14 protein-coding genes and 1 pseudogene are annotated in these 12,528 nt (G+C 62.9%); 5 read left to right on the top strand and 10 right to left on the bottom strand.

Annotation, left to right across the window (positions count from 1 at the left end):
• Window positions 1-194: 194 nt before the first annotated feature.
• The 4 genes from GO986_RS20430 to GO986_RS20415 all read right to left on the bottom strand — a co-directional run bounded on the left by GO986_RS20430 (window position 195) and on the right by GO986_RS20415 (window position 1,340).
• On the bottom strand, window positions 195-482 hold the full coding sequence (locus GO986_RS20430) for a hypothetical protein (protein ID WP_157461371.1): 288 nt from the start codon (window positions 480-482) through the stop codon (window positions 195-197).
• A 93-nt stretch (window positions 483-575) separates the two neighbouring features.
• Entirely contained in the window at window positions 576-758 is a 183-nt protein-coding gene (locus GO986_RS20425) for a hypothetical protein (protein WP_157461370.1), read from the bottom strand.
• A gap of 120 nt (window positions 759-878) precedes the next feature.
• Window positions 879-1,058 carry a hypothetical protein gene (locus GO986_RS20420; protein ID WP_157461369.1) on the bottom strand — a complete coding sequence of 60 codons (180 nt, stop codon included), beginning with the start codon at window positions 1,056-1,058 and terminating at the stop codon, window positions 879-881.
• A 99-nt stretch (window positions 1,059-1,157) separates the two neighbouring features.
• Window positions 1,158-1,340, bottom strand: a complete 183-nt coding sequence (locus GO986_RS20415) for a hypothetical protein (protein WP_157461368.1) — start codon at window positions 1,338-1,340, stop codon at window positions 1,158-1,160.
• Window positions 1,341-2,075: 735 nt separating this feature from the next.
• Here GO986_RS20415 and mazE point away from each other — a divergent pair.
• Window positions 2,076-2,315 (top strand): type II toxin-antitoxin system MazE family antitoxin, encoded by a 240-nt coding sequence (gene mazE, locus GO986_RS20410; protein WP_157461367.1) that lies wholly within the window; start codon window positions 2,076-2,078, stop codon window positions 2,313-2,315.
• Window positions 2,312-2,740, top strand: coding sequence for a type II toxin-antitoxin system VapC family toxin (locus tag GO986_RS20405; RefSeq protein ID WP_157461366.1), 429 nt, complete (start codon window positions 2,312-2,314; stop codon window positions 2,738-2,740). Before mazE ends, GO986_RS20405 begins: the two co-directional genes overlap by 4 nt.
• A gap of 142 nt (window positions 2,741-2,882) precedes the next feature.
• On the opposite strand, the gene GO986_RS20400 is transcribed toward GO986_RS20405, so the two are convergent.
• From GO986_RS20400 to GO986_RS20380, 5 genes are all read right to left on the bottom strand, one after another.
• Window positions 2,883-3,587, bottom strand: a complete 705-nt coding sequence (locus tag GO986_RS20400; RefSeq protein WP_157461365.1) for an N-acyl homoserine lactonase family protein — start codon at window positions 3,585-3,587, stop codon at window positions 2,883-2,885.
• A gap of 119 nt (window positions 3,588-3,706) precedes the next feature.
• Window positions 3,707-4,549 (bottom strand): alpha/beta fold hydrolase, encoded by an 843-nt coding sequence (locus GO986_RS20395; protein WP_157461364.1) that lies wholly within the window; start codon window positions 4,547-4,549, stop codon window positions 3,707-3,709.
• A 54-nt stretch (window positions 4,550-4,603) separates the two neighbouring features.
• The gene (locus tag GO986_RS20390; RefSeq protein WP_157461363.1) at window positions 4,604-5,329 is read right to left on the bottom strand and encodes a hypothetical protein; all 726 of its coding nucleotides are present in this window, start codon (window positions 5,327-5,329) and stop codon (window positions 4,604-4,606) included.
• Window positions 5,330-5,358: 29 nt separating this feature from the next.
• Entirely contained in the window at window positions 5,359-6,504 is a 1,146-nt protein-coding gene (locus GO986_RS20385; protein WP_157461362.1) for a dihydroorotate dehydrogenase, read from the bottom strand.
• 188 nt (window positions 6,505-6,692) lie between these two features.
• Window positions 6,693-7,238, bottom strand: coding sequence for a DUF6985 domain-containing protein (locus GO986_RS20380; RefSeq protein ID WP_157461361.1), 546 nt, complete (start codon window positions 7,236-7,238; stop codon window positions 6,693-6,695).
• 659 nt (window positions 7,239-7,897) lie between these two features.
• Here GO986_RS20380 and GO986_RS20375 point away from each other — a divergent pair.
• The 3 genes and pseudogenes from GO986_RS20375 to GO986_RS20365 all read left to right on the top strand — a co-directional run.
• Window positions 7,898-8,836 carry a GGDEF domain-containing protein gene (locus GO986_RS20375; RefSeq protein ID WP_157461360.1) on the top strand — a complete coding sequence of 313 codons (939 nt, stop codon included), beginning with the start codon at window positions 7,898-7,900 and terminating at the stop codon, window positions 8,834-8,836.
• A gap of 999 nt (window positions 8,837-9,835) precedes the next feature.
• On the top strand, window positions 9,836-10,969 hold the full coding sequence (locus GO986_RS20370) for a Kelch repeat-containing protein (protein WP_198170859.1): 1,134 nt from the start codon (window positions 9,836-9,838) through the stop codon (window positions 10,967-10,969).
• A 184-nt stretch (window positions 10,970-11,153) separates the two neighbouring features.
• Window positions 11,154-11,705: pseudogene (locus GO986_RS20365) on the top strand (dihydrofolate reductase family protein); the annotation flags it as partial.
• A 115-nt stretch (window positions 11,706-11,820) separates the two neighbouring features.
• Here GO986_RS20365 and GO986_RS20360 read toward each other — a convergent pair.
• Window positions 11,821-12,435: an IS6 family transposase gene (locus GO986_RS20360; protein ID WP_369409504.1), complete on the bottom strand. Its 615-nt coding sequence runs from the start codon at window positions 12,433-12,435 to the stop codon at window positions 11,821-11,823.
• Window positions 12,436-12,528 lie beyond the last annotated feature (93 nt).

Here is a 12,528-nt window from a genome sequence, read left to right as displayed (position 1 = left end):
TGTGCGGAATCCGACGCAGTGGTGGGAAGATGCCCCCACCCAGGGCCGGGTAACTGCCTCATACGGATTCCGTCTATTCCGTTAACAAACCAGGACAGAACTGGTTGCCAAACTCCACGCCCGAAACCCGCCCTGCTCCTGCTCGCTCTGCTCGGATTCAATCGTTTTTGCAAACGATTTAATCGGAGTCCATATCAGTCCACCGTTTGCAGGGTCAGGCGGCCTTCAAGACGCTCCATATGCTCAGCCGTCCAGGTCAAGGGGGGCGCTGCGACTGGCACCGGAGTCGTCGCGCGAACCTGACTGACCTGCCACAACGTGACGCTGCCCCCCACCAGGCTCAGCACCAGCAGCAGGGACAGCAGGCTGCCGTGTCTCAGGAGCTTCTGTGCCCTCGGGTGAAACAGCGGGGCCAGCGTCCAGGTCAGCAGCCCGGCGGCAGCGGCCATCAACATCAATGCCCCAAGGCTCAGTGGGTCCATGCCCCATCACACCACTGTGGGCGCCTACGCAGTGCAGCGGGCCGTCATCCAGTCCAGAGCCAGCATTTAGCCCACGTTGACTCAGGCACCCGTCTAACTGGTCTGACAAAGGGCGACGCACACCAGCAGGACCGGCAGCGAGAAATGCAGCGCCAACACGACGTCCTGAGGCCAGGGCTGCCCGGCGGGCAACACCCCAAGCTTCAAGACACTCCACACCAGCACCCCCAGGGCGGCCACGCCCACGAAGAGTGCACCAACACTCAGAGGCTCCATGCACCACGAGAGCATGCCTGGAGACGCGGCACATCAGCCCACGTTCAGGGCCCGCACAGCTCTTCCTTAGCGGGCGTTGAGGGTTGGGGGGACACCCATCAGGCCGCTGGCCTGACACCGTCAGCCACGAGACAGCAGGTCAACGCACAGGGCCAGAGCAGGCAAGACGAAGTACAGCGTCAGCCCAGCACGCAGGGGCCAGGCCGTGTGGATCAGCTGCCCAGCGGTGGCCATGCCGCGCCACACCGTGGCCCCCAGGGCACAGATGCTGATCATGACGCCCACCGTCAGAAGTTCCATGTAGGTGCAGCGTACATGACCAGGCGGTTAAAGCAAGGTGCAAGTCAACAGGCACGGCGAGCGACGGTTCTCCGGGCGCCGGACTTGGTGCTCAACCCTTTAAAGGTTCTGCAGCAGATCCAAGTAGGCCAGCAGGGCCGGCAGGACGAAATACAGGGTCATGGCCGTACGTGGACCCCAGGGTGTGCTCACGGTCTGCCCAGCTGGGGCCATCGCCTGCCACAGTACGGTCCCCATGACACAGATGCCCATCAGCAGCACGCCGACCAGGATGAGTTCCATGGGTCAGCAGACCACGCCGCAGCCGCCCCACGGTCAGAGGCAGCTCAAGCCAGCCTGAGCAACTGTTGAGCAGCTGTTGAGCTTCCGGGTGGCGGAGACCAACATTGCTCAATATGAGGCAGTGCCAGAACAGCTGTCGAGTTGACCCCACAGCCATGCCGTAGGCTGGTTTGTTTATCTGTGAGCTTGTCTGTTCGTGGTGGTTCCTGGCACCACCCCCAGTGCATGTCCCTAATCAACGTCGTCTGTTCTTGAGCACTACTGCATGACCACAGGATTGAGCAGGGCAAAAGTGTGGCCGCCTGAGAATGGAGACTCTTGCACCAAGACGGCCTGGAAGGCTCTCATCATCGCGCCAGTCATGCCTGTGGTCATCCACTAGACCTCGGTACGCCTCTAGCTCCTTTTATTCTCTCGGCCGTGCCCCGGCACCCTTTGCCTGCCCTCTAGGGCTGGGCGAGCGCGTGCCCTGTGCAGCAGCATGGACCCCAATCGCCATAACAGGCCCGCATGTATCCACAAGCAGATGACGCTTCCATCCTCTGACCTTTTTGCCACCGCCATATCCACGCGGCTCAGCTCTAAGGAAAACCTGCTTCAGCACGGTTTTCAGGCGCACTTTAATTGCCACAACCTCCCTTGGCAACGAGCCGGAGTGGATTTTCTGGCTCTTCAGTGAAGGTACCCTGGCTTTCCTAGTTCCTTACTTTTATACTGATCTGTAAGGAGCCTGCCATGAACGTGACCGCCAAACTGAGCAGCAAAGGGCAAGTGACCCTCCCCCGCGAAGTCCGGGAGCGGCTCGGCCTGAAGCAGGGCGACGGCCTGGTCTTCCAGATTGAGGGTGATACCGTCACCCTCCTCGCCCCTCAAGACGACAACCCCTTCACCGCCCTCATCGGCACCTTGCCGCCCCTTCCCACCGATGCCAGAACCTACTGGCGAGAGCAGCGTGACGGTGCCGGCGACGAATGACCCATTGTCTCGATACCAATGTCCTCAGCGCGCTGTTCAGTGGAGAAGTCCACGCACCAAGCATCGCCCGCACCCTCAATACCCTGCGCCTGGCTGGCCCTTTGATGATTCATGGCAGCGTGTACGCTGAATTGTTGGCCGCCCCAAGCACGACGCCCAGCCGTCTCGATTCCCTTCTTTCTCGGGGTCAGGTGCAGGTGGACTGGGCCACTGATGAAGCGGTCTGGCGGCAGAGCGGGCAGGCGTACAGCGCGTATGCCCGGCGGCGTGCGAAGTCTGGAGGCGGACCACCCCGCCGCATCCTCGCCGACTTCTTGATCGGCGCCCACAGTCTGGCAGTGGGGGCACACTTGGTCACCTTGGACGACACGCATTACCGGCAGGCGTACCCTACGCTTCAGCTCGTGATTCCTGGGGGGGGTTGAGATCTCCGGTCCATTGCTCGATATGCAGCCCGCCTCCGGATAGCTAGTCCAGTGGGTTCTGGCAACTTAAAGTTGGAAGGCAGGTGAACCGCCCGTGACCAGAAGCCCTTCCGTCACCATTTGGCTGGGAGTGCGCGTCACCTTACTCGTAAGACGCCGGCAGCTGCTTCAGCTCTGCCCACTGCGCCTGATCGTGTCCGAAAATCACCAGCTCCACCTGCTCGCGTTCCACCAGGTCCAGCAACTTGATCGTGCTGGCCCGGGTCAGTTCACCATCCGGCGCACTCCCCGCCTGCTGTGGGTCACGGGTCAACCCCGCCTGGAACGGCACCGCGTCCACCGTCAGCAGCACTAACCCTGTCTCCGGCAACCGCACAAGGACCGATTGATGACCTGGCACGTGCCCACTCGTTTCGATGAGTTCCAGACCCGGCAGCAGGGTCGTGTCGCCGTCGATCAGTTGCAGGCGGTCGACAGGCTGATCCCACTGGGCCCGGAGAGCGTCAAAGCGTGGATTGCTCGCCGCATCAAGATGGTGAGTCCGCTGCACCACGTATTGTGCGTTCGGAAAAGCCGCGTGGCGCCCGGCATGATCAATGTCGTAGTGCGTCGAGATGATGGTATCGATCTCTTCCGGGGCGACGCCAATCCGAGCCAACTGCTGAAGCACATCCTGCCCGTTTTGAAAGTCGGCGGCGGCCTCAGGAATGGGGTCTGGAAGACCAGTGTCAATGAGGATGTTGCGGCCAGTTGTGGTCTGCACGAGGTAACACACCACCGGGATCTGGTAGGCCGGCATGGACCCTACCTGCATGAGCAGCAACCGCTTCACATCTGTCTGACTCATCTGCGCCTCCTGAAGGCGAATACACGGGTTAGCCGCTTGAGCCGCGAGGCTTGGCAGGGCGAGGGACAGGCCCGCATCAGTTCACGTGGCAACGCAAGACGAACCAGCGGCTGCCCCGTTCAGCCGGCGGCCTGGTGGAGCAGCCAGTGGAGGGCCTGCGGTCCAGCGTTCAGCACCGACAGGTGCCCGTCCCCCGCTGACCGGGTCAGGGTCGCCCGGGGCAAGTGGGCCGCCAGCCACGCTGCATGCGCCACCGGCACGATCCGGTCCTCGCCCCCGTGATACAGCGCGACCGGCGCCTGCACCTGACTCAGCTCCACCCCCCAGGGCCGGACGTACGCCAGGTCGTCGTCGATCATGCCGCCTGGCCCCTGGGCGAGCGCGGGGCGGACCACTGTGTTGAGCCAGGACCAGTCACCTGCTAGGGCTGCGTGGTCGCGCGGGGTGAACATCTCCGGGTCGAACACGCTGTCTTTTAGGACCCTGGCCAGCGCGGGTTCGCCCTTCAGGGCCGCCTGCAGTTCCGCGCGCCCGCCGGGATACATGCCTTCAAAATAGTCCAGGGCCGGATCACCGTAGGGCGCCAGGCCAGCGAGGCTAACGGCGGCCACCACCTGCTCGGGGCAGAGGGCGGCGCAGGCCAGGGCATGTGGGCCGCCGCCCGAGTGCCCCATGACCGCGTAGCGCGCGATGCCCAGTGCACGGGCGATGACCGCAACGTCGTGCGCCGCGTCGGCGACCGTCCGGCCGGGGTGGCGTGGGCGGTCTCCGTAGCCTGGGCGGTCAACGCCAAGCCAGCGCACACCCAGAGCAGCGGACGCGGTGAAGAGGGGTGCGGGCGGCCAGCCAACATTCGGGGTGCCGTGGTGCCAGAACACCGTCAGGGCGACTGGTCCGGGTGGATCCACCCGGTAGACCTGAAGAGGCTGACCATTCGGCATCGTGATGACCAGGGTGTCCATCGTCACCGCTCATTTCAACACAGAGTTGGGCTCGCCGCGACTTTCATCTGGCTTCTACGGGTTATCCACTGCTCGCTGCGCCTGGTCATGCAAGAAGCCCGCAGAGAGCCCCAGGGCGCCCACAAACAGCGCCAACCCCAGCCACGCCGGCGCCAGATGCCAGAACTCCAGGTAGCCCACATGGTGATGGACCCACAGCGCCGCCGTAAACCCAGGCACCCCCGACGCCAGGAGGGTCCACCACAACCACCGGGCGCCACGCCGGTAGCCCCACAGCACGCTGAGCAGCACCCCGATGCCACTCGAAACCAGGGCCCCACCAAATCCGGCCCGGTCATGCGCGATCAGCGGCACCAGATTGGTATTAACGGTCCTCAGCGCCTCGGGCGTCGTGTGCAGAAACATCAGGTCCTGCGGCACGAAGACCTGGGTCACCCCAACAAAGCAGATGGTCAAGCCGGCCAGCATCAACCCTGTTCCTGTGGCGACCCACAGCAGTTGACCTGCCATGCCCAGCTGCCAGCGGCGGTCATTGCGCAGGTCAGGCCCATCAGCCAGTCCTTCTGCTTGGGGTCGGTCCCGGAGGCCCAGCACAAAGAGAGGCAAAAGCAGCAGCGAAACCGTAGCGTGCAGCGGATCAAAATAACCGTAGCCCAGGAACAACCCGAAGCTCAGAAAGCCCACGCCGCCAGACCACCGCAGCGCGTCCCAGGCCCAGGCCCGCCCGCGCCGCAAGGGGCCGCAGGCCAGCCCGGCATACAGCACGCCCAGCGACACCATGGTGCCCGCCAGGGTCAGCCGGTCATGCGTCAGGAACGCGCAGGGTTCAGGTCCTCCAGTCCAGGGCCCCCCTGACGGAGAAAGGCTTCGTCGTAAGGTAAGACGACCCACTGGAGCCCGATCCAACTTGCCAGCACTCCCCCCAGAGTGAGCCCAAGACCAAGCAGGAGCATCCAGAGCCAGCCGCGGGGGGTGGGCGGCGGCGGTGCGCTCAGGGCCAGTGTTTCGTGCACGCGGTGCGCGAGACCAGGGCCGTGATAGATCAGGCCGGCCCGCAGATGCACCAAGTTGGCCCCCGACGCCAGGAGGCTGTGGATCTCTTCCGGAGTGTGGGCGCTGCCCGCCACGATGAGGGCCTCAGGCCCCAACTGTTGACGCACCTGGCCCAGGGTCTGGAGGGTCGGCGCGAAGCTGGCTGGTCCAGTTGTCTGCCCCTGAGAGGAGGCCTGCGTGTCTTTGATCAGGACGCCAGGCAGCGCAGCAGCACGGATGATGGCGCAGACGCTGGCCAGGTGCTCTGCTGATAAATCAGGCGGCACAGCCAGCAGTACAGGCCGGGCGGACGCGGCCGCCAGTCTGCGCAGTGTGTCAGCGTACAACTGGGGCACTGCGGCCGCTGTGATGTCCAAGGTGAAGAGGTCGACCACCGGTTGAAGGACTTGAATCTGCTCATGCCATTCGGCAATCACTTGAGGTCCAGTCGCGTCCGGTGCGTGTGCCAGACGGGCCAGGAGGGGCACGCCTGGCTGGTGCTGTCCCGCCAGGGCCACGCGTGCCGCGTGGACGCCCTGGTTGATGAGGCGGTGACCGCTCTGCAAAGTCTCTGTCCTAGGATTGCGAACTGCCAGGGGGTCTTGCGGAGAAGACGGAACTGGGTCCAACGTGAGTGGGCCGACTTCAAGAAAGCCCAGGCCGAAAGTGCAGAGCCCTGCGGCGGCCTGGCCACCGACATCTACGCCGGCGCCCAGCCCGACGGGCGCCCGGAAGGTGAAGCCGAGAAGGACCCGCTGGAGAGACGGGTGAGGTCGGAGACGACCCACGAGGTCCAGCAGTTGCCGGCCTCTGGGATGGGTGCCGACTCGGCTGAGTACCGTGAGGGTGAGGCGCTGGGCGTGGTCAGGGGGCAGCCAGAAGAGGAGTGGCCGCAGGAGAGGACGGTACGACCAGTCAGGCATGCTGCAGTTCAGTACAGCGCGCCCTGTGGTTCTGCATTGTTCCTTACCACCCGCCGGGTAAGGTCATGATGGGGGGGTGTAGGGACATGCATCGGGCGACCTGATGCAGCTTGTGAGTAGACGGAAGACCGAGGGTGGACACTTACAGTTTGCGGTGATCTTCCGAACTGCTGGACAGACTGCATGAGTCATCCCGCGTCGTTGAGGTCCAGTGGCGGGTTTACGACACCCTGCCGCTGAGGATTGGTCAAATCTGGAAGGCCCAACTCGTTCGGCCTGAGGCAGACCAATTGATCTCCCCAGCGAAGGACCAATTGGAGGCCATGCTCCTGTTCCCAGCTGGGCTCGGTGAAGACAAGTACATACGGTGTCCCTGGTGCCTCTGATGGACAGACGACCCAGACCGCTTTCGGCGTGACCTGCGTCCAGAGGGCGTCTGAAGTCCTGATGGCCGCCATCTCTGCTTCGTAGTCCTCGTCGCCGTACGACGTGACCTCGAGACTGAAGTGGAGGTCGGCCAGGACAGGTGGGGTCGCTTGTTCGCGGGCCTTCGCGGTCAGGTTGAGGAAGGCGAGGGCCGCTGCTTGCGCAGTTTCCCACTGAGCACTGTCAGGATCGACATTAAAGTTGAAGGGAAGTGCCAATCCATCGAAAAACGGGACAGGTAAAGGCACTGTACTCCACCAGTTCTCATCTTTGAAGGTGAGTGAAGTGAAGGGTGGCTGGATGGACATGAGTAGAGTTTGCTGCACACTAAAAGCCCAGGAAAGACGTTGTCAGCACAGTTCGGGTGTCCTGTACGTGCGTCTGGCTGGTCCAGAACGCCAAAGGGAAAGGGCGTCAACCGCCAGAGGAAGGTGCGTCTGGCGGGGTAGATCATCGCACCGAGTGAACTCTTCTAGCGGGTGTCCCTCACGCAGATTTTGTCTTGGCGCGGCCAGGGACCTATCAGGGCTGCAGGGCCGAACCGTGTGATTCACGAATGGGCTGTTGTGCTGAATCCATGCCCTTGATTTGAACTGACCTGAGGGTCAGGGCCGCCCACTCCACAGGCAAGGCGTCGTCTGGAGTTTTTCGCATGGTGCGGGTCTGCTCTGACCACTCGTATTGCGGCTGTTGCTAAGCGGCGCAGCGATCAACGTGACGGTCTGTGCAATCGCCTCAAGAGCGCTGAAGTTGAAAGTGCGCGTTTTGTGAGCGTGACGGGACGACACTGGTGACAGAGACCAGCGGGATCATTGGGAGATCAACACGCTTGAAAACGCGGACCCTTCTTACAGCTGCACAACGCACGCGCTCAGGCGAGCCCGTTCCCTACCGCTGGCGACTCACGGAAGAGCAGCGCCGCACCGCTTACCTCTGGGTGTCTGGGCTGGGTGCGGGCTTACAGCTCTTGACGGCCCTGATGTTGATGGTGATTGGGACGGGACCACCCATTTGGTGGCCGCTCACTGGCAGCGTGATCTGCCTCCTGGCGTGGGGTCTACTCTGGTCACAGCGGATCCCGTGGCAGTGGGTAGACTACGGCATTCTCGCGGCGGCGAGCGGCTTAGTGACCGCGCAGTTGGCGCTGCAAACCGCACCGTTGACGGCAGACATCCTGTTTGGGTGCGTGTTCCTCCTTCTGGCTGGGTTCAGTGTGCTTCCCTTGGCACAGGCCGTGTTGTATACAGGGGCCCTTCTCTTGGCCGTGGGCGTGGCGTTGTTGGTCCACGGTGGCCCGTACTCGCTGCTTTGGAATGTGGGCCTGGCCGGGGTGTTGGCGGCGCACCTGTCGACGTTCGGGCGCAATATCACGATTGAGCGGGCAGAAACGGCGGCGTTTGAGGCGCTGGCGAACACAGACCTCCTGACGGGCCTGGCCAACCGGCGAGCCATGCTGACCCGCGTACAGGCCACGTTCTCTCTCTCCCCGCGGGCAGCGGTCTTTCTGGTTGATGTGGACCGCTTCAAACGGATTAATGACCGGTTTGGGCATGACGTTGGAGATCAAGTGCTGCAGAGCGTGGCCGGCTGCCTGAAGCAGGGAGTCGGCGCGCATGGTCATGTGGCGCGGTGGGGCGGGGAAGAGTTTTTGGTCCTTCTACCAGGTGGTGGAGAGGTGGAAACGGTCGCAGAAGCCCTGCTGGCGCGCGTAAGGCAACAGGGAAGCTGGAAAGGTGTCAGGGTGACGGTGAGTCTGGGGGGCGCGGCGCGGGCCGAGGTCGAGACAGTGGAGGAGTGGCTACGCCTGGCGGATGCGCGCCTCTATGAGGCAAAGACAGGTGGACGGGACCGAGCGGAACTCCGTCAGCCTCACTTGTCGGAGGTGCAGGACATCACACTGAGTTAAGTGTTCGGACAGGGACTTGAGTCGGTGGCCTGCCGCGGCACAGACCTGCCCCCAGCGGTGAGCTGAGGGCAGATCAGAAGTGCGAACCGGGAGCGAGAGGTTTATTTCAGGGCGTTGAGAAGCGCCGCAAGGCCAGTGAGGAGGGTGCCGAGGGCCGTCACGAGGACGGCCACTTCACCCCACTTCCCTGGCGTTTGCGGGCGCTTCGGTGTATCCTTACGGTGTCTAGCCATAAGGAATCACCTCCTTTTCACGCACCCGAGTCGCAATCGGGTGCGTGTTCGCATGTCCCGTGCTGCGCCTCCCTCCCGGTTGTCATGCACCCCGTCCCATTGCTGGGACCCCCTTATTCTAGCGAACTTCGCGTCAGACAGTGGTGCGCTGGGCGCGGCCAGGAACTCTGCTGAACGAACTCCATTCCACTGAAGAGGACTGAGGGGGATTCCGGCATACCCTTCTCCGCCAGACTTCTGGAGGTGGCCGGCTCATTTGAGAGGGCCTGTGGTACGGGGTCGCTGACGCTGGACATCGCCACCGTGCGCCTGGAACATGGTTGATTGCTTGGAAGCAGTGTGGCAATCGGGCAGGGGCCAGAGGCTGGTGTCTTACCTGAAGGACATGAAATGCTGGGCCTATAACGCCCTCTTCACCGAAGTGATGTTCTCGCAGCTCGGCCTGGATGCCCTACTTCGACGAATTCACAACCATGCCGTCTAGGCCACTGGACTTCGGTCTCAAAGCGGCCTCAAACTGTCCGAATCATCGGTAGTCAGGCCAGTGAGCTCCCTTGTTCTGGACGTGACGCAAGAAGTAGATCCGTCGAGAAAGTCAAATGAAGCCTTAACGACGCAGTCAAGATGGGGAGTGACGCCCTCTCTGGTGGACGTAGCCGTACGCCGCTCAGCTCCTTCAGGCTCCGTGCTTTACCCTTTGGTGGCTGAACAGCCCCAGCACGAGTCGCAACCGTCACCCCTCACCCAACCGGCTACGATGGAGCCAATGACCAACACCGCCCGGGTGGCGCTCATGGCCCTGCTCCTCAGCACCGGGGCCCTGGCCTTGACCACTCCAGGCCGCCTGCACCGCGCCGGCAGCCTCTCCGTTCCCCGCGCGGCCCAAACCGCCACCACCCTACTGGACGGGCAAGTCCTGATCGTGGGCGGCTGCACCCGGCCCAGTTGCGAGCTTGACGCCCAGAGTGCCACCGCAGAGTTGTTTGACCCCCGTACCGGTCAACTTCGCCCGACCGGGTCACTCGCCAGCCCCCGTGTCAGTCAGACTGCCACGCGACTCGCAGACGGCCAGGTCCTCATCGCAGGCGGCTGGACGGTCGGGCGAGTCGTCGACACAGCCGAGCGGTATGACCCGCAGACCGGCCGCTTCACGCTGACCACCCCCATGCGCGAGCGGCGCAGTGCGCACACGGCCACCTTGCTGGCCGACGGCCGAGTCCTGATCACTGGCGGCACTGTGCGTGAGGGCCGTGCACTCAACTCTGCGGAGGTCTATACCCCGCAGACTGGTCAGTTTGTCCCTGTTGGTTCACTCACCCAGGCACGCGCCGCACACGTGGCGGTGCGGCTGATGGACGGGCGCGTCCTGATCGCAGGCGGCCACGCCGACCGCAGCGGCGCCCTGGACACCTTGGAACTCTTCGACCCAAAGACCAATACCTTTCATGCCGCAGGCCGCATGACAACGCCGCGTAACAAGCTGGCCGGCACTTTACTGCCTTCAGGTCAAGTGCTGCTGCTGGGGGGCACGCGGGGATATGACCGGGACACGGTCCTCACAAGTGCAGAAGTCTTTGATCCTGCCAGAAAGGCCACGCGGGTGACCGCCAGCATGACGCGGCCCCGTTACAAGTTTACGGACGCGGTCGTCCGGCTGGCTGACGGGCGCATCCTGGTGGCGGGTGCGGGTGGCGCAGACGTGTACACCGAACAGCGGCAGGGAGTGGGACTGGGCCGGTTTGACGCGGTCATGGGGACCATGCCAGGCAACGACCAATTTGTCACGGTGAGCCGCTTGCCGGATGGGGGCGCGCTGATTGCCGGTGGGTATGACGCGGGCATTCAGCCGACAGCAGCGCTCTGGCGCTTCCAGCCGGATGTGGCACGCCCGGCACCATGAGTGGCCTTCACTGAGATTCAGATGCTGTGGCACAGTTCAGAACGCTTTGGGGCTGCGCATTTGGGGGTTCATGAGGTCGCCGGCGGGAGAGCGTCACCAGGGGGTCCGCAGCCATCAAGCGCGCCCTTTTTGACTGACAGCCGGTTCCGTCAACCATACTGTGCCCGCTCACTCTGGAGTCCCTATGCGGAAACTGATCGTCAGCAATTTCGTCACCCTGGATGGCTTCTACGACACTCTCAATGGCGACTTCTCTGACCTCTTCCGATATCGCCATCCTGATTACCGGAACGATGATTGCTTCGATGACTACAACACGGCGCTCCTGCAGGAGGCCAGCACGCTGCTGCTTGGGGGGCGAGCGGCGGCTCTCGGCAATGAGACGTATTGGTCAGGCGTCCTTGGGGACCCATCAGCGACACCCGTCCGCCGTGAATTTGCCGAACGCCTGGCAGTGATTCCGAAGATCATCGTTTCTGATCGTTTGACGGCTGCTGAGCTCACCAGTTGGACGGCCAGTACGCGCATTCTCCGCTTGGTGGACGCTCAGGCTGAAATTGCCGCTCTCAAAGCGCAAGGCCAGGGCAGCCTGCTCATCTATCAGAGCCGGGCGTTGTGGAATCACCTATTGGTGCATGGGCTGGTGGACGAGCTGCATCTCACGACCTTCCCGCTTCTGGCGGGTGCGGGACGCCCACTCTTTACGGGTCGTCCTGCGGTGCAGTTCAAGCTGCTGCGAACAGAAACTTGGGCGGGTTCTGGAAATGTCCTCAGTGTGTGGGACGTCTCTCGTCAGGGTTCTGGCAACTTAACCGAGCGGGGCCACAGGAGATCAGCGGGCGGCCTGATGTTCAGCGCTGTATGGCTTCCTTCCAGAAGAGAACCGCTGTGGATTGGTTACCTCTTGTGGTGGCAGGGACAGTGGTTCGGGTGCAGCGGTGAAGATTCGAGACTCGGGCGTGCAGAGCGAGAAATTCCTGAGTTCGCCGCCGTCGTTTGAAGCCGATCTGACTCCGTTCCTGCTGCCGTGTCGGTCGATGGGACTGTTCCACAAAGTTGTTGCAGCGGGCGGTGGAGATGACCTGAACGTGCTCCACGCCGTGGAGCACAGGGAGTTCCCGAATCGCCGCCCCAGAGCTCCAGAGCTTGTCGGTGTGAATAACCTCCGGAACGTCGTATTCCCCCAACAGGCGCACGAAAAAAGATTTAGCCGACTCCGTATCGCGATGTTCCTGAAGGAGAATGTCCAACATGTCCCCGTGTTCGTCGACCGCTCGCCACAACCAGTGCTTGACGCCTCCGACCTTGACATACACCTCGTCCAGATGCCACCGAGAACCCCGGCGGGGTTCTCGGTGGCGCAGTTCTTCGGTGAGGAGCGGGGCAAATGTGATGTTCCATTGCCGTAAGGCGTAACCGATGACGCTGAGGGGAAAACGGTGGCGGGAGGGCTTCCGGTCAGTCACAGCTTCCCAGCCTACCGAGCTTAAGTTGCCAGAACCCTCAGGAGCGTGTCGCCCGTTCGGGCGGCACACTGTCACCGAATTTCCGGACCACCC

Source organism: Deinococcus arboris (assembly GCF_009755355.1).
Taxonomy (GTDB): Bacteria; Deinococcota; Deinococci; order Deinococcales; family Deinococcaceae; genus Deinococcus; species Deinococcus betulae.
This window is presented reverse-complemented; position numbering and strand designations above follow the sequence as displayed.

Excerpts from the sequence above, each read along its gene's own strand:
- GO986_RS20430 (WP_157461371.1), bottom strand. The coding sequence starts at position 482 with ATGGACCCACTGAGCCTTGGGGCATTGATGTTGATGGCCGCTGCCGCC.
- GO986_RS20425 (WP_157461370.1), bottom strand. The coding sequence starts at position 758 with ATGGAGCCTCTGAGTGTTGGTGCACTCTTCGTGGGCGTGGCCGCCCTG.
- GO986_RS20420 (WP_157461369.1), bottom strand. The coding sequence starts at position 1,058 with ATGGAACTTCTGACGGTGGGCGTCATGATCAGCATCTGTGCCCTGGGG.
- GO986_RS20415 (WP_157461368.1), bottom strand. The coding sequence starts at position 1,340 with ATGGAACTCATCCTGGTCGGCGTGCTGCTGATGGGCATCTGTGTCATG.
- mazE (WP_157461367.1), top strand. The coding sequence starts at position 2,076 with ATGAACGTGACCGCCAAACTGAGCAGCAAAGGGCAAGTGACCCTCCCC.
- GO986_RS20405 (WP_157461366.1), top strand. The coding sequence starts at position 2,312 with ATGACCCATTGTCTCGATACCAATGTCCTCAGCGCGCTGTTCAGTGGA.
- GO986_RS20400 (WP_157461365.1), bottom strand. The coding sequence starts at position 3,587 with ATGAGTCAGACAGATGTGAAGCGGTTGCTGCTCATGCAGGTAGGGTCC.
- GO986_RS20395 (WP_157461364.1), bottom strand. The coding sequence starts at position 4,549 with ATGGACACCCTGGTCATCACGATGCCGAATGGTCAGCCTCTTCAGGTC.
- GO986_RS20390 (WP_157461363.1), bottom strand. The coding sequence starts at position 5,329 with ATGGTGTCGCTGGGCGTGCTGTATGCCGGGCTGGCCTGCGGCCCCTTG.
- GO986_RS20385 (WP_157461362.1), bottom strand. The coding sequence starts at position 6,504 with ATGCCTGACTGGTCGTACCGTCCTCTCCTGCGGCCACTCCTCTTCTGG.
- GO986_RS20380 (WP_157461361.1), bottom strand. The coding sequence starts at position 7,238 with ATGTCCATCCAGCCACCCTTCACTTCACTCACCTTCAAAGATGAGAAC.
- GO986_RS20370 (WP_198170859.1), top strand. The coding sequence starts at position 9,836 with ATGACCAACACCGCCCGGGTGGCGCTCATGGCCCTGCTCCTCAGCACC.